12 protein-coding genes are annotated in these 15187 nt (G+C 56.0%); 8 read left to right on the top strand and 4 right to left on the bottom strand.

Going from position 1 to position 15187, the window contains the following annotated elements; genetic code table 11:
• Positions 1-77: 77 nt before the first annotated feature.
• From AC07UB_RS18520 to AC07UB_RS18510, 3 genes are read right to left on the bottom strand one after another with little or no spacing between them, the layout of a single operon-like run.
• The gene (locus tag AC07UB_RS18520; RefSeq protein ID WP_156449420.1) at positions 78-725 is read right to left on the bottom strand and encodes a MarR family transcriptional regulator; all 648 of its coding nucleotides are present in this window, start codon (positions 723-725) and stop codon (positions 78-80) included.
• Between the two features lie 35 nt (positions 726-760).
• The gene (locus tag AC07UB_RS18515; RefSeq protein ID WP_062316876.1) at positions 761-1528 is read right to left on the bottom strand and encodes a maleate cis-trans isomerase family protein; all 768 of its coding nucleotides are present in this window, start codon (positions 1526-1528) and stop codon (positions 761-763) included.
• Between the two features lies 1 nt (position 1529).
• The gene (locus AC07UB_RS18510; protein ID WP_062316874.1) at positions 1530-2216 is read right to left on the bottom strand and encodes an isochorismatase family protein; all 687 of its coding nucleotides are present in this window, start codon (positions 2214-2216) and stop codon (positions 1530-1532) included.
• A gap of 127 nt (positions 2217-2343) precedes the next feature.
• On the opposite strand from AC07UB_RS18510, the gene AC07UB_RS18505 reads away from it, so the two are divergent.
• The 8 genes from AC07UB_RS18505 to AC07UB_RS18470 all read left to right on the top strand — a co-directional run bounded on the left by AC07UB_RS18505 (position 2344) and on the right by AC07UB_RS18470 (position 13481).
• Positions 2344-3333, top strand: a complete 990-nt coding sequence (locus AC07UB_RS18505) for a Bug family tripartite tricarboxylate transporter substrate binding protein (RefSeq protein WP_062316872.1) — start codon at positions 2344-2346, stop codon at positions 3331-3333.
• Between the two features lie 54 nt (positions 3334-3387).
• Positions 3388-3834: a tripartite tricarboxylate transporter TctB family protein gene (locus tag AC07UB_RS18500; protein ID WP_494654123.1), complete on the top strand. Its 447-nt coding sequence runs from the start codon at positions 3388-3390 to the stop codon at positions 3832-3834.
• Positions 3835-3857: 23 nt separating this feature from the next.
• Positions 3858-5324, top strand: a complete 1467-nt coding sequence (locus AC07UB_RS18495) for a tripartite tricarboxylate transporter permease (protein WP_197430967.1) — start codon at positions 3858-3860, stop codon at positions 5322-5324.
• A gap of 39 nt (positions 5325-5363) precedes the next feature.
• The gene (locus tag AC07UB_RS18490) at positions 5364-6266 is read left to right on the top strand and encodes a polysaccharide deacetylase family protein (protein WP_062316866.1); all 903 of its coding nucleotides are present in this window, start codon (positions 5364-5366) and stop codon (positions 6264-6266) included.
• Between the two features lie 1640 nt (positions 6267-7906).
• Entirely contained in the window at positions 7907-8860 is a 954-nt protein-coding gene (locus tag AC07UB_RS18485; RefSeq protein ID WP_494654126.1) for a class I mannose-6-phosphate isomerase, read from the top strand.
• A complete protein-coding gene (locus AC07UB_RS18480) occupies positions 8857-11133 on the top strand; it encodes a glycosyltransferase family 4 protein (protein ID WP_494654128.1) in 2277 nt (758 codons plus the stop codon). Before AC07UB_RS18485 ends, AC07UB_RS18480 begins: the two co-directional genes overlap by 4 nt.
• A 36-nt stretch (positions 11134-11169) precedes the next feature.
• The gene (locus tag AC07UB_RS18475; RefSeq protein WP_494654213.1) at positions 11170-12459 is read left to right on the top strand and encodes a glycoside hydrolase family 130 protein; all 1290 of its coding nucleotides are present in this window, start codon (positions 11170-11172) and stop codon (positions 12457-12459) included.
• A 179-nt stretch (positions 12460-12638) separates the two neighbouring features.
• Entirely contained in the window at positions 12639-13481 is an 843-nt protein-coding gene (locus AC07UB_RS18470) for a DUF6551 family protein (RefSeq protein ID WP_494654130.1), read from the top strand.
• A gap of 182 nt (positions 13482-13663) precedes the next feature.
• Here AC07UB_RS18470 and AC07UB_RS18465 read toward each other — a convergent pair whose 3' ends face one another.
• Positions 13664-14800: a zinc-binding dehydrogenase gene (locus AC07UB_RS18465; protein ID WP_494654132.1), complete on the bottom strand. Its 1137-nt coding sequence runs from the start codon at positions 14798-14800 to the stop codon at positions 13664-13666.
• Positions 14801-15187: the final 387 nt, after the last annotated feature.

Genomic DNA, 15187 nt, shown 5'->3' with positions numbered 1-15187 from the left:
CTTTAGTTATTTATGCAAACTAACTAAATGACATCACGTTTGCTGTCAAGACAGTGGTAACCAAGGGCGGTTCGTGCTTATGCGCGTAAGGGTGGACGGCGCCGGCGCCGGGGGCGGGGGACGTTTCCAAGAACTGCCAGTCGTTGTGCTGCAGTGATTTGATCGAGCACCGCGCTTGCTTTCTCGGCTTGGGCGGCCAATGTCCCCAGTTCTTCCAGATAAGCGGTCGCGCTTTTTTCGTCGAGATGTCCGTACAGGGTATCGTTCACGATGGTCTGAATCGGCGCTATTGCGGCGAGCGATTCACGCCCCTTTGCTGTCAACGAGAGAAAGCTCATGCGCCTGTCGTTCGGGTTTGTGACCTTCTCCAGAAAACCCTGTTGCTCGAGGTCGCTAATTTCAGTGCTGACATAGGCGTCAGTCATATGCATTTCCCGAGCGACCGAGCGCACCGTCCAGTCGGTGTCGGTTTGAAGCCGTCCAAGAGCCTGCATCAAGACGTATTGAAACGATGAGACGCCGATCAACGATGCGAAACCGCCTCGGATGCTTTCCAGCATGCCGGATAGAACATAGTGCAAATGAGTAATACGGCGGACGAGAGCATCCGAACCATCAAGCATCAGGGATGCGCGCGAGACGGTCGGAGGGAGTGTAGTTTTCTTCGACACGACTGTTGAGCTTTTTCGAGATGTCAGCTTGGTCTGCTTCGCTTTTTTTGGCACGCCATCCCCTCCGCTTCAGGGTATGGCCGTCCGAATCATCTGCGATCCAGTCGGTCTGCCCAGCCTTTGATTAACACGCTTTGGTCCGCCCAAACAGGCAGTGCTGATTTGTGGCCTATCTCGCGGAGAAGAGCCCAAGCGAGACAGAGATTCGAAGAGAATACGGGTTTGCCCGACAGGCGTGCGATCTCGGGAATCGCCCTGAGCGTCGGTGCGCCCGTGCCGGTCAGCACGATGGCGTCGGCCTTACTCCAATCCATACGGCTGACCGCTTCGACGATGGAATTGGTTCGCAGCCGGTAGATGCCCAGCGTATCACCGTTGCCGAGATCCACGCCGGTCTTGGCGACCAGCGCGAAGCCGGACTCGAACCAAAACCTTTGCGATACTTCCTGAAGCCAGCCCGGATAGGGTCCAAACAGGGCAATGCGAGCCGCGCCCAGTTCACTGAGAGCTATGCGGATTGCCTGGGCTGATGAAATGATAGGATATCCAAAATGCAGAGAAAGCTTATCGAACTCCCGGCTTGCCTCCCGTTCGCCCAGCAGATAGCTGGTCGCGGTGCATGCAAAGCCGAAGGCGCCCAGCTTGATTGCTCCGTAGCCATCGAGACTGTCCTTTAGGTTGATAAGGTATTCACCGAACCGTTTTCGGGTATCCAGCATATTTCCGCGGAGACGCGTCGTGAGCATTGTCACGTCGGCGGGCAGAAGCGTTGCCATCTCAGGCTCGACTGTCGGGTTCGATTGCGGCGGCGCAATGCCGATGATACCGGCGGACCCGTATTCGAAATCATCCCGCATGTCAGGCTCCGGGCTGTAGGTCAGCAAGTTGTGAACGAAGCACCGCGGTCGGTGATACGTCGGCGTACTTTTGCGACATGTCAAAAAGGTTCACAGCATGAGCCGCGCGGCTGCGGTCGTAGACGCACTCTTCGGGAATGGCGACGTGAAAATTGTAGGAAAAGGCGTCAACGACGCTGCCCCTGACGCAGCCCGATGTCGTGCACCCGGTCATGACCAGTGTATCGACATTGAGATCGACGAGATGGCTGACGAGAGTTGTTCCAAAAAAAGCACTCGGATGTTTCTTCGGAATCAGGATGTCGTGCTCGAGAGGCGCGATCTCTTCCACAAACTCATATCCGCGCGATGAAATCGACATGATGGCAGGCACCTTGCTGGCCAACCTGCCACGGTCGTTTCGTGTTTTTGGCGCTACATGGGGGTAGACGACAGGCCATCTCTTGCTGCGGAACAGGGTCAGAAGATCCTTGATATGGCGAACGGATTGCCAGGCGACGTCGCCGCATGAAGTTGGAAATTCTTCCACGGCCTGCCAGAAGGGCAGTGGCGTTGTTCCGGTGGTTCGATACTGGACGTCAATGATCAGCAGAGCTGGACGCTTTCCGAGTCCGCCGGGCCGGCCGAAGCCTGCGGCTTCGTAAGCGCGTTGTTCTTCAGTGGAGATAAATGGATCCCACGGTCTCATGATCGTTCCTTGCGCTGTTTGATATTTTTAGTTTGCAAAATTAAATATATTGAACTAGCGTTTGGGTCAAGCCGCGCAACCGAATGGGAAACGACGCGGCGAATAGCCATTCACTGGGAGGTAGACAATGCTGAATTCGAGATGGTTACGGCTCGCCCGGATCGCCGCGCTGATCGCAGCTACAATACTCCCATCACGCGCATTCGGCGCGGACTATCCGACAAAGCTCGTGCGGATCATCGTGCCGTTTCCGCCGGGCGGCGTTTATGATCTCTACAGTCGGATGGCGGCTGAGCATCTGACAAAGGCCTTCGGACAACAATTCATTATTGAAAATAGCCCCGGCGGGCAGGGAGTACTCGGCTCGCAACTGGCCGCGAAAGCAGAGCCGGACGGCTACACGCTGCTGATGGGTGGTCAAGCTACGCATGCCACCAACCCCCATCTGTTCGGCAACATGAAGTTCAATACGCTCACGGACTTCGAACCGATCGCCATGGTTGCGATGCTAGGCAATGTTCTGGTGGTGAATCCCAGCCTTCCGGTGAAGACGGTTCAAGAGTTCGTTGCCTATTCAAAGGCTAATCCGGGAAAAGTGACGTTTAGCCATGCAGGCTCGGGAACGTCGATGAGCATCGCTGGAGAGCTTTTCAAGGAGAAGGCGGGCGTTAAGTTGCTGAGCATTCCCTACCGAGGCTCTGCGCTGGCGGCCAACGCGGTGGTCGTTGGCGAAGTTCAATCCATGTTCGCCAACACGATTTCCGTGATCAGTCAGATAAAGGCTGGCACCGTGCGGCCCCTCGGCGTCACGACTACTGCCCGTCAGGATCTGATCCCTGATGTTGTGCCTATCTCGGAGCAGGGGGTTCCGGGCTACGAAATGCGATCCTGGTTTGGGCTGTTTGCGCCAGCCAAGACGCCGAAGCCGATCATCTCGAAGATCAACGCCGAGCTTCGGAAGATGGTGGAACTGCCGGAGTACAAAAAACGCATTCTCGAAAGCGGAGCGACTCCGGGCGCGTTCACGCCGGAAGAGTTCTCCTCCTTTGTGAAGGGCGACTACAGCGCGATCGGCAAGATCGTCAGAGAGGCCGGCCTCAAAGCCGAAAGCAACTGACTGTATCGGCGCATAAAGATGACAGCTCTCAATAAGGATTTTCTGGCGGGGGCGATGTTCGCAGCGCTTGGCTTCGTCGCGATCAAGCTCAGTTTCGGTTACAAGATAGGAACTGCAGGACACATGGGGCCGGGGTATGTGCCGCTTCTTCTGGGAAGTGGAATGGCGATCTTTGGCGCGATCATCGGCGCGCGAGGCGTCGTTGCTGCGATTCTGCAAGCGAAAGAATCCACCGCTGACTTCAATCCCTGGAATCCGCGGCCGCTGCTCAGCGTTCTAATGGGGATCGTACTGTACGGCTTGCTCATAAAGCCGGCCGGGTTGATTGTTGCAAGCTTCGCGTTGCTCGCATGCGGCGGACAAGCGATTAAAGGGCAGCGCCTCGCGGAGACGCTTGTCCTCGCAAGCGTATTGATCGCCATTGTTACGTTGGTCTTTGTTTGCGGTATCGGCGTTCGAATCGATCTGTTGCCAAGCCTCCCGGTGCTGCTGTGGAGCTAGGTCAGAACCTTCTGAGCGGGCTGATGGCAGCGCTGTCGGCTTACAATCTGCTCTACTGCTTTGTCGGGGTTCTGATCGGAACGCTCATCGGTGTTTTACCCGGGCTTGGTCCGACGGCTACGCTAGCGATCCTATTGCCGATTACCTACCAGTTGCAGGCCGATGCGGCGCTAATCATGCTTGCTGGTATCTACTACGGCGCCCAGTACGGCGGATCGACGACATCCATCCTCATCAACCTCCCGGGTGAAGCGTCGTCGGTCGTCACAGCGCTGGACGGTCATAAGATGGCCCGGCAGGGTCGGGCTGGTACTGCGCTCGCAATATCCGCGATTGGCTCGTTCTTTGCGGGCACCATTGCGACAGTTTTCATCGCGCTGCTCAGTCCACCGCTTGCGGCGCTTGCGCAGAAGTTCGGAGCTCCGGAATACTTCGCTCTCATGGTGCTAGGGCTGGTGGCTGCGGTCGTGCTGGCCAACGGGTCTATACTGAAATCGATCGCTGTAATTTTTCTGGGTCTCTTCCTGGGCTTGGTCGGGACTGATGTTAGCTCCGATGCGCAGCGGTTTACGTTCGGCTACCTTCAACTTGCCGACGGCATCGACTTCACGATCATTGCGATGGGAGTGTTCGGCATTTCCGAGGTCATCCTCGCGCTCGAAAAGCCGGAAGTGCGCAGCCTTGTTACAGCTAACTTGAACAGGATACTCCCTAGCCGTGATGACTTGCGCGAGTCGTGGCCGGCCATGCTGCGCGGTACGGGAATTGGATCGATCCTGGGAATTCTGCCGGGTGGCGGCGCGATCCTCGCCTCGTTTGCGAGTTACGCGATCGAGAAACGCGTAGCCAAGGATCCTGGCAAGTTTGGCCACGGAGCCATCGCCGGGGTTGCGGGACCGGAGTCCGCGAACAATGCGGGCGCGCAAATGTCTTTCATTCCCCTGCTGACGTTGGGTATTCCCGCCAATTCCGTGATGGCGCTGATGCTCGGGTTGATGACCGTGAAGGGTATCGTTCCAGGTCCGAAGGTCATCGAAGAGCAGTCGCTGCTGTTCTGGACGATCGTCGCGAGCATGTGGATCGGAAATCTCATGCTGCTGGTGATCAACCTGCCGTTGGTCGGCCTGTGGGCCCGACTCGTGCTGGTCCCTTACAGGCGTCTCTTCCCGGCCATTCTTCTGGTGTGTTGCGTCGGCGTGTTCAGCGTGAATCTTCAGACGTTCGATGTCTTGTTGATGGCTGGCTTTGCTCTCGTTGGATACACGCTGCGCAAGCTGGATTGCGAGCCCGCACCGTTGTTGCTGGGGTTCATTCTTGCGCCGTTGCTCGAGGAGAACCTGCGGCGATCACTCCTACTTTCGGGTGGTGATCCCGCGATTCTGATCCACAGCAAGATCAGTATCGCTCTGTTTGCCGCGACAATGATGCTTGTTTTCTCACTCATGCTCCCGACTTTGCGCGCAAAGCGAGAGGCTGCTTTCGCCGAATAAGTATCCGCTGTTCAATTCAATCAACATAGCAGAGAACCGATGACGAAATTCGATACAAAAATGGACCGCTATCCTTTCGTGCCGATCACGAAACGGCCGGTTTATGAGTGGCCAAATGGCAAGCGGCTTGCGGTGTACTTCGCGATCAATATCGAGGCATTCGAGTTCGGTCGGAATCCCGGACCGGATTTCACAACCATGCCGACCGCGCCGTTCCACCGCGGTTATGCCTACCGTGACTACGGTAACCGTGTTGGCGCGTGGCGCCTGCTGGATATGTTCGACGAACTGAACATTCCGCTTTCTGTACTCACTAATGCCGCAGTGTACGACGCTTATCCTGAGCTCGTCGCCGCGTTCCGCAACCGTGGCGACGAGTTCGTCGGTCACGGCCGAACGAACTCCGAGCGTCAGGTCGACATGACGGAAGATCAGGAGCGGGAAATGCTTCGCGAGGTCTGCGCGAGATTCGAGCACGAGGAAGGTTCGGCGCCGAAAGGCTGGCTCGGCCCTTTCATTTCGCAGAGCGCTAAGACACCGGAGCTTCTGGTCGAGAACGGTTTCAGGTACATGCTGGACTGGTTCTTCGACGAACAACCTCAATTGTTCCGCACGGACAACGGGCCAATCCTGAGCGTGCCTTATCCTTCGATGGAACTGAACGATCTGCCGGCGATCTTCAATCGCAAGGTCAGCGATGAAGAATTTGCCTCTTTACTGATTGATGCATTCGACCAGCAGCTAGAGGATTCAAGGAAGTATCCGCTGGTCTATTGCATCGCGCTTCATACCTTCGTGATGGGGCAGCCGCACCGCGCGCGCAGGTTGCGCCATGCACTGGAGCATATCGTCAGACAGCGGGGAGATATTTGGCTGACGACGGCGGGCGAAATCGCCAAGTATACCCTGTCACTTCCAAAAGGCGTGTTGATCGAACCGTGATAAGGATTTCCTGCTTTTGCGCAGGGTAGCTGATGAGAAATCTTGCGGGAAAGAACTGGATTCCGGGCTCTGCGAGCCTGTTTCGGCGCGCCCGACCTCTGTAATACGCCTGCCGGGTGTGTGTGTACCGAAAACTTAGACCCGGACGTAGTGATGATGAAGTCCGCCAGGAATGGCGTATGATTTTGACGCTTACGGTTCGCCGAATTTGGCGAGAGACAGGCGTATCTTTGTCCAATGATCGGTGCGTTCTGACGCCGTTGTTGTGACGTTGATCCAGACGAGGTCTCTTGGGCGGGCGGCTGCACACCGTAATAGTCGGCGTTGAGTTACCTGTACTTATCGAAAACCTTATCCGTCAGCGATCTCGATTATGCGTTGGTAGATTCGCTGTCCCCGCTAGGAAATTCCCTGTTTTCTTGGAAATTTTCACTGTTAATTTTAGTAGAGTAGTTCTTGAAAAGTCGCTGCGGCACAGCGGTTTCTCGGCAAGAAATCGCACCTGAGAGCTCCGAAATCGCATATTTCCCTGTAAAATTCCCTGTTAGCAAGGAATTCACCGGGAGACCCATTCGATCAGCACTGCGTCGCCAGCCAGCCAGTGCGGATTTTGGAGAATTTCCTTTTCAGGCATGAGAAAGGCCCGCTAACCGCGGGCTTTCTAGGCATGGGGAGTCTCTTCAGAGACCGGATTCGAACCACTATCTTCCGAAATCGGGGGCAGTCTCCACTCAACCATTGAAGAATTCCCGTTTTCTGGAGACTCGCCTCAGAGACTGGAGAATAAAACCACTGCGCGGTAGGGCATCCAGCCCTTCGTGGACGGTCTGCGCGCAATCAGTGAAGCCTTGTGCCGACACGGGGGTCCGTAAGGTTATACGTGGGCAATAGCTCGCGGCTCCTTGCGGATGAAAGCGATCACGTAAGTGATGAAATTGAGCAATGAGATACGGTCGAACACGATAAGAGGCAGCGCCTTCCTCGAACATGATAGGTTCTGCGCAAAGCAGGAGCTAAAAAATGACAAACCCGGCACTTGTTCGAGACGCTTACGGTTCGCCCGCTATGTTTGTGGGATCGAAGACCGGTAAGGATGATGATGCATTCGTGTTCATTCGAGTCGGCGATGAAGAACGTCGGATGCGCGCGGCCGAGTGGAATGGACTTCCTGCATGGACGGGTTTGATGCCAGCTTGGGCGAAAAGGAAATAAAGGTCTTTCAACCAAATACTGGGACCGCGTGATGGTTGCTCAATGAGTAATCCCAAATCAGATCGCCGCTCATCAGTTGCGACGGCCGAAGCTTAGAAAAGCGATTCAGCTACGGATTTCGCAGGCCAAGACAATGCGCCCTTAATCGATGAATAGCCAATGAGTTATTTCGTCAATATCGCTGTTCTGCGCGGGACCATTAGACATCTGGTCCGTTGTATCTGAGCAATTCGTGCCCATCTTTATGGAACTGGCGACGTCGCCAAGGTGCAGCTTACGATGCATCGGCAAAAATCTGGTCGGCAGCTTTCTAACCTGCTGATTTCATATCGATCGGCAAATCGCCTCTGAGCCGACATGCGCATCATGTGCGCAGAGTGTCTGCCGCTCGCTTGTGACCCATTTCCGTTCGTTCATCAGGAGGCTCCATGGCAGCCGAACGTGCCTCCGCGCAACTCGTCCGCAAGCCGTGGGGTAGTGCCGACCTTCGCCCATGGAGCAATGTCGATCGTGACGGTGTGCCTATTGGGGAACTCTGGTTTCAGCGAACCGATAAGAATGCGCCGGATTCGGCCCTGCTTCTGAAACTGCTATTCACAACACAGCCGCTGTCTATTCAGGTTCATCCGACCGACGCCTTCGCGCGATCCATCGGTCTTGCAAACGGCAAGACCGAAGCTTGGTACATTCTTTCAGCCATTCCCGACGCTCAAGTGGGTATCGGACTTAAACGGGTGCTTTCCTCGACTGAGCTGCGTGCAGCTATCGCTGACAGCTCCATTGTCGGAATGGTACATTGGCGTTCAGTTCATGCGGGCGATGTTTGCTCCGTTCCAGCCGGAACAATTCATGCGATTGGTGCAGGAGTTGTTCTTGTCGAAATTCAGCAGCGAAGTGATGCCACCTTTCGTATTTTTGACTACGAACGTCAGCGTGAACTGCACGTCGAAAGTGCTTTAACGGTCGCTAATGCGGGCCCTGTCGAACATCAATCTCCTTCGGAAAAATTAAACGAAGTCCGGACCGTTTTGATCGCAAACCGCCATTTTGTGCTGGAGAAAATCAAACTTCAGCCGGGATCTCGATGGGTGCTTCATGCCAAGCGTGAAACCTGGACGCTGGTTCTCGAAGGACACGGCCGGATCGGAGCGATCGACGCCTTAAAAGGGGAGGCAGCCTTTATTATGGATGAGCGGGTTCACATTGAAGTCGGGCCAGATGGTCTTGAAGGGTTGCTCGCGTATACGGGTCCCGATGTCGATCTTGGCTTGCTTGCGCAACTTGACGACACGTCAACGATTGCGGCGGGTCGTACTTTGAGAGCCTCAGCGCAGCAAGAGTCATCAGGAACAACGCACAAGCAACCGGAGGCCCAGACGTGACGGTAGTCAATCGTGTGGCGTTCATCGGGAATTCGCTGCCGCGTCGATGTGGCATAGCGACGTTCACAACAGACATGCAGCGCTCGATTGCAGCATCGCGCCCCGACCTTGAAACGACCATTGTCGCGATGACGGACCACGGTCAGGTCTACGATTATCCGTCGGCTGTGGGTTTTCAGGTTAACGACCATCAGCTGGAGGATTACATCGCCGCCGCCGAATTCCTCAACGCTGGCCGATTTGATGTTGTCTGCTTGCAGCATGAGTTTGGCATTTTTGGAGGCGAGGCCGGCAGCCACATCATGGCATTGCTTTCCCGGCTGACGATGCCCATCGTGACAACGCTGCATACGGTTCTCGTCGAACCGACGGCGGCGCAACGAGAGGTTCTTGCGCGCATCGTTGAGGTCTCATCGAAGGTTGTGGTTATGGCCGAGAAGGGCAGGGAGCTGCTCAGGCTTGTGTATCTGGTGCCCGACGACAAGATTGAACTCATCCCGCATGGCATACCCGATTTTGCGTTCGTTGAGCCTGCTGTGGCCAAGGAAAAGCATGGGTTCAGCAACAGAGCCGTTATCCTGACATTCGGGCTCCTGTCACATAACAAGGGCATCGAAGTCATGATCGATGCGATGCCTTCAATCCTGAAAAGCAAGCGCGGCGCAGTCTATGTCGTCCTCGGAGCGACACATCCAAACTTGGTCCGCGATCAGGGCGAGAAGTACCGGGACAGTCTCAAGGCGCGCGTCCGTGAGCTTGGCGTTGAAAATAGCGTCGTGTTTCTCGACCAGTTTGTCGATCTTCCGATCCTGTTGGACTTCATTTCGATGTGCGATGTGTATGTTACGCCGTATCTCAACGAAGCGCAGATGACGTCGGGCACGCTGGCTTACAGCTTTGGTTTGGGGAAAGCGGTCGTTTCGACCCCGTATTGGCATGCGCGCGAACTTTTGGCCGATGGCAGGGGAATTCTCGTGCCGTTCGGCGATGCAGTTACGATTGGCAATGAAATCGGCAAGCTCCTGACCAACGATATGCTTCGGCTGGCTATGCGTAAGCGAGCCTATGCGAGCAGCCGCTCCATGATCTGGGAAAGATCGGCGGAGCGCTATATGTCCGTCTTTGAAGGAACCAGACGACGACACCGGCTAGAAACGATTGTGCATCTCGACACCAGTACTCTGCTACGCGACAGCCATGCGCCGCCGGAGATGCAAACGGGACATTTCCTGTCGATGTGTGATGATACCGGCTTGTTTCAGCACGCAGTGCACTCTGTACCTGATCGATTGCACGGCTATTGCGTCGATGATAACGCTCGCGCATTGCTGCTTGCCTGTGCGCTTAATAATCCAGGTGAGCAGCGATTGCCGGAAATTCTTACCGCGAGGTTCGCGGCTTTTATCCAGCACGCGTGGAATCCAGATACCAAGCGGTTTCGAAATTTCATGGGCTTTAATCGTTGTTGGCTGGAGCCCAGTGGTTCGGAAGACAGCCACGGGCGAACGCTTTGGGCATTGGGCGTGTGCGCGTTAACCGACGCAAGTTCGTCTCGCAGGGCTTGGGCTGCAGGTTTGTTCTGCGAAGCAATGCGCAGCGCTGAAAGCTTTAGCTCACCGCGCGCCTGGGCTTTTACGCTTCTTGGACTGGAGGCCTATTGTGTCGCTCGGTCTAACGATGCGCTCGCCAGCCGGCTTCGCTCGGTGCTTGCCGAAAGACTGATGTTGATCCTCGGCACCGTCGAAACGAGCGATTGGGTGTGGTTTGAAGAGGGGTTGGCCTACGACAACGCGCGATTGCCACAGGCGCTGATCCTGACCGGTCTGTCCACCAAAACACCCGCTTATATTGAAGCGGGTTTGCGGTCTTTGCACTGGCTGGTGACGCAGCAGACCACGGAAGGGGGGCAGTTCAGGCCTGTCGGGACGGAAGGATTTGGCGAAACGCGCCGGCGGCCGCGGGCATTCGATCAACAGCCGCTGGAAGCGACCGCGACGATTTCAGCCTGCGTCGCGGCTTGGCGTGCTACTCATGATTCGGAATGGAACGTAGAGGCCGCGCGCGTCTTCGCATGGTTTCTCGGCAGCAACGATCTGTCCGTGTCTCTCATCGATCTGGAAACGGGAAGCTGTCGCGATGGATTGCATCCGGATCGGCCAAATGAAAACAGGGGGGGCGAATCCGTCGTATCGTATCTGCTTGCGCTTTCAGAAATTCGTCAGATCGCCCGCCTGAGCGAAAGCCGTTCGAAACCCGCGGCTCGTGTCGCTTAAACTCAGCAATGTTTTTCTCAAGAATCTGAGGACACCCTGTCACAGCTTCCATTCCTGAATCGTCAGGCTCTTTATCTGCGTCCCGATCCGGCGCGGGTGATTGTGCGTCCGTTCAAGCCGGCGACCGAGCCGCGCGACCTCAATCCGACCGACAAGACACGCGCCAATCACATCATCGATCGCATGCTTGCGCTCGACGCTGAAACCGTGACCAGCCAATTGGCCGACGTACTGGAAAATTTCGAGGGCCGTCATCGCAATCTGCTAAAGCTGTTCGAGGCGCGAGCTGGAGAAATGGAAGAGGCCTTTAATACTCATGCTGTGTTCACGCAGGAGCAGCGGCAATTGGCGGGCGCTTACTTTCTGAACGAGTATTCGTTTGAGGCGTCGGCGCTCTTTAATCCAAGTATCGTGGCGCACCCCGACCAATCAGGCGTTCCTGCCGGGAGCCTCCGCTTCGTCTTAAGTCTTCGTGCGGTGGGCGAGGGGCATATCTCATCTCTCACGTTCCGATCGGGCATCATCGCTGCTGACGGCAAGGTCAGCGTCGACTCCACATCGCGCCTGGCATCCAGTCCGCGCATTGACGTTCATCCAGGTCGTGAGGATGTCGATCTCACCTTCCCGCCGGATGAGGACATTAGCGAACGGGTGATCTTCCCGATCACTGAATCGCAATCGAACGGCATCGAAGACGCGCGCTTCGTGGAGTTTCGCGATGGAGGCCGGAGCATTTATTACGCCACTTACACCGCTTACAGCGGACGGGCAATCAGGTCCGAACTAATCGAAACGTCGGACTTTGTGTCGTTCCGCTTGTCACCGCTGAAAGGTACAGCTGCGCGGAACAAAGGCATGGCCCTTTTCCCCCGCAAGATTAACGGCAAGTACGCGATGATCGCGCGACAGGATAACGAGAATCTCTATCTGATTTACTCCGACGACCTGTACACATGGGACGAGGGGCAGGCGATCCTGAAGCCAGAGTTTCCGTGGGAGTTTGTTCAGATCGGCAATTGCGGATCACCGATTGAACTCGACAGTGGGTGGCTGATGTTGACGCATGGCGTGGGTCCGGTCCGGAAATATTCCATCGGTGCGGCACTGCTCGACAAGAAAGACCCGTCAAAGGTTATCGCGCGCCTGCGTGAACCGCTGGTGCGACCCGATATTTCAGAGCGTGAGGGATATGTGCCGAATGTCGTCTACACTTGCGGGGCGATGCGGCACAACGACAAGATTATTTTCCCCTACGCGATCTCAGATACATTCTCCAATTTCGCAACCATCGAAATTTCCGCATTGCTGGAAGCAATGAAAGGTTAGTCTGGGGCATCTCTTTCCGCGACTCATCTGCGATGATCTTGCGCTTTGTATCGAGAAATTGACGGTGCGAGAGGAAACACAAGATTCTTAGCTGTGTACGGCTCTCGCCGCCATATTGAAATGGCGCATTGCGACGGTCTGCTGGAGTTGGGGGCGATTCCTCAACAGCGGAGGTCACCATGTTCAAGCCTCTTAGTGCGAATCGTTTTGTCACACCGCAATCAGAGTTTGTGCCGGGACCTGCTCCGTTTCTGGAGTGGATTGAAACTGATAAGCTCGTCGTCGACGCGTCATATCAGCGCGAAATCGGCCGACGCGGCACAATCAACGTCAATCAAATTGCTGAAAATTTCGACTGGTCAAAGTTTGCCCCGGTCATTGTCGCACCGGTCGAGGGCGGCCAGTTCGCTATTGTTGATGGTCAGCATCGGACGACGGCCGCGATGTTGCGGGGTCAGAAAACTGTGCCTTGCCAAGTTGTTCAGGCTGATCGCGCACGGCAGGCGGCGGCGTATGCCGCCGTCAACGGCAATATTACCAAGACGACTGCACAGCAACTCTATCACGCAAGGCTCGCTGCTAAAGATCCCGCGTCACTCGCGCTTGCAGAGGTATGTGCTGCAGCTGAGGTCGAAATCGTTCGCAAAATTCAATCTAATCTTAAGCGAGGTCAGACGTCGGCCGTTGGAGCGCTAACAAGATGCTTCAATCTGTATGGACGAGATACGCTGATCACTGCTCTTCAATGTATTACGCAGACCGCAGATGGAAATCCTGGCTTCGTTAAAGCCACAATCGTTGAGGCGTTGTGTGAGGTGTTAAGCGGCGTACCGGAATGGCGGGATGCTGGAGAGCTTTTGCTTCGTACCATGGATAAGTTTCGGTTTGCGGATGTGTGGGGAGAAATAACCGACGGCCGAGACAAAATATTCCCGGGCACTGCTAACAAGGTGATGGCGGACAAGATCCGAAAATTCCTGTCGAGAAAACTCGGAGCCCCGAACAGCCGGGCGGCAGCTTAGAAAATCGAGGAGGCGAGTCCGTTAGCTCGTCTCCTCGCTGGTTTCACCGAGGTGCATACTCCCGGTTCAGCATCCGCGTCTTGCGATGCCGGACTGGCAGGCCAAAGGTCAGCGTCGCTGCCACATCGATGACCATTCACTGCACCGGCCCATGGGCCAGCGCGGCGAATAAATCATCCGGCCTACGCCTTGTTCGGATTTATCAGATATTTCTCGCCAGTTGCTCGCTTGTTGTAAGCGGCCAGCACGTCGGGCTGAAGGGCCTCCTGCAGCGAGATGACTTTCGTGTAGTGGCTTGCAAAGGTTGTCTTGAGTTCGGCCGCGACCCGCTCCTGTAGCTTCCTCGTCTCCGCAGGGCCGACCCGCTGCAGAAAGTTGAAGACGAGAAAACCGCCGACGCCCCACGACATGCCGTAGCTTCGAGTCAGTTCCATCGGCGCCGTATTAAGACCGCCGTAAATGTAGACCTGCTTGTGAACCGTCGAACCGTACCGGCTGTAGCTCGTCGCGGTCTTGTTAGCCGCAGCTTCCATGCCTACCAGAATCTGGTTCGCGAGCTTACCGCCGCCGATCGCATCGAATGCGATGGTGGCACCGGTTGCGACGAGCGCGTTGATGAGTTCGTCGATGAACGTTGGCGCGGACGAGTCGCAGATATACTTAGCGCCGAGGCCTTTCAGGATTTTCACCTGCTCCGCACTGCGGACAATGTTGACCAGATCGATTCCGTCCTTGATGCAGATCTTGTTCAGCATCTGACCGAGGTTGGACGCAGCCGCAGTGTGCACAAGTGCCTTGTGCCCTTCGAGCCGCATGGTGGTGACCATGCCAAGCGCCGTCAAAGGATTGACGAACCATGAAGCGCCCTCAGCAGGTGTTGTCCCTGCTGGCAAGACGAGGCATTCCGCCGCCTTCGCCGTGCGAAACTGCGCATACAGCGCGCCGCCGATCAGACCGACCGTCTTGCCGAGTAACTTCTGTGCGGCCTCGGAGGCGCCGGCCTTGACCACAACGCCAGCGCCTTCGTTGCCGACCGGCATCGATTGGTCGAGCCGCGCCGCCATGGATTTCACCAGCGCTTCCGGCACAGTCGCCGTCACTGTGGCATTTTCGCCCGCGCCGGAGAATTTAGCCGTCTTCATGTCTGCGGGGCCGAGGAGAAGGCCGAGGTCGGAGGGATTGATCGGAGATCCCTCGACACGCACGATCAACTCGTCAGCCGAAGGCTCCGCGACGGGCACCTTCACAAGTGAAATTTCGAGTTCACCACTTTTCTTGATCAAGGACCGAAGTTGAAGTCCGGTTTCCGGATTCGCCATTTGAACCTCCCAATGAAAAGATCATTTTTCAGGTCCGCAGCCATATTCCCTCGCACGGTGAGCCGCAATCGATGTCGCATGCATGGGTGATAGGCCAAGCCCAAAATCTGCCAAAACATGGCGTTTGCGAGACGGTTGGGCGGGAAGTCGGTCGCACCCGTGGGGGTCGCAGAAATCGTCCTCGCCAAAATGCCGGCGGATCGCGTCGTCCTTGTTCCTCTACGCTCATTCATTGAAGACTTCCCCTTTTCTGGAGACTTGCCTCAGAGAACGGAGAATAAAGCCAATGCGTGATGGCTCGGCAGTCTGCCTCGGCGGCCTCTGGCGGAAATGCCTGCCCGCTCCGTCAATCAGTCAAGGGATTGGACCGAACGGGTTGCAGGGACA

The organism is Afipia sp. GW821-FHT04G03, from assembly GCF_059419985.1.
Note: the sequence above shows the minus strand (reverse complement) of the source record. Positions and strands in the feature narration are given on the sequence as shown.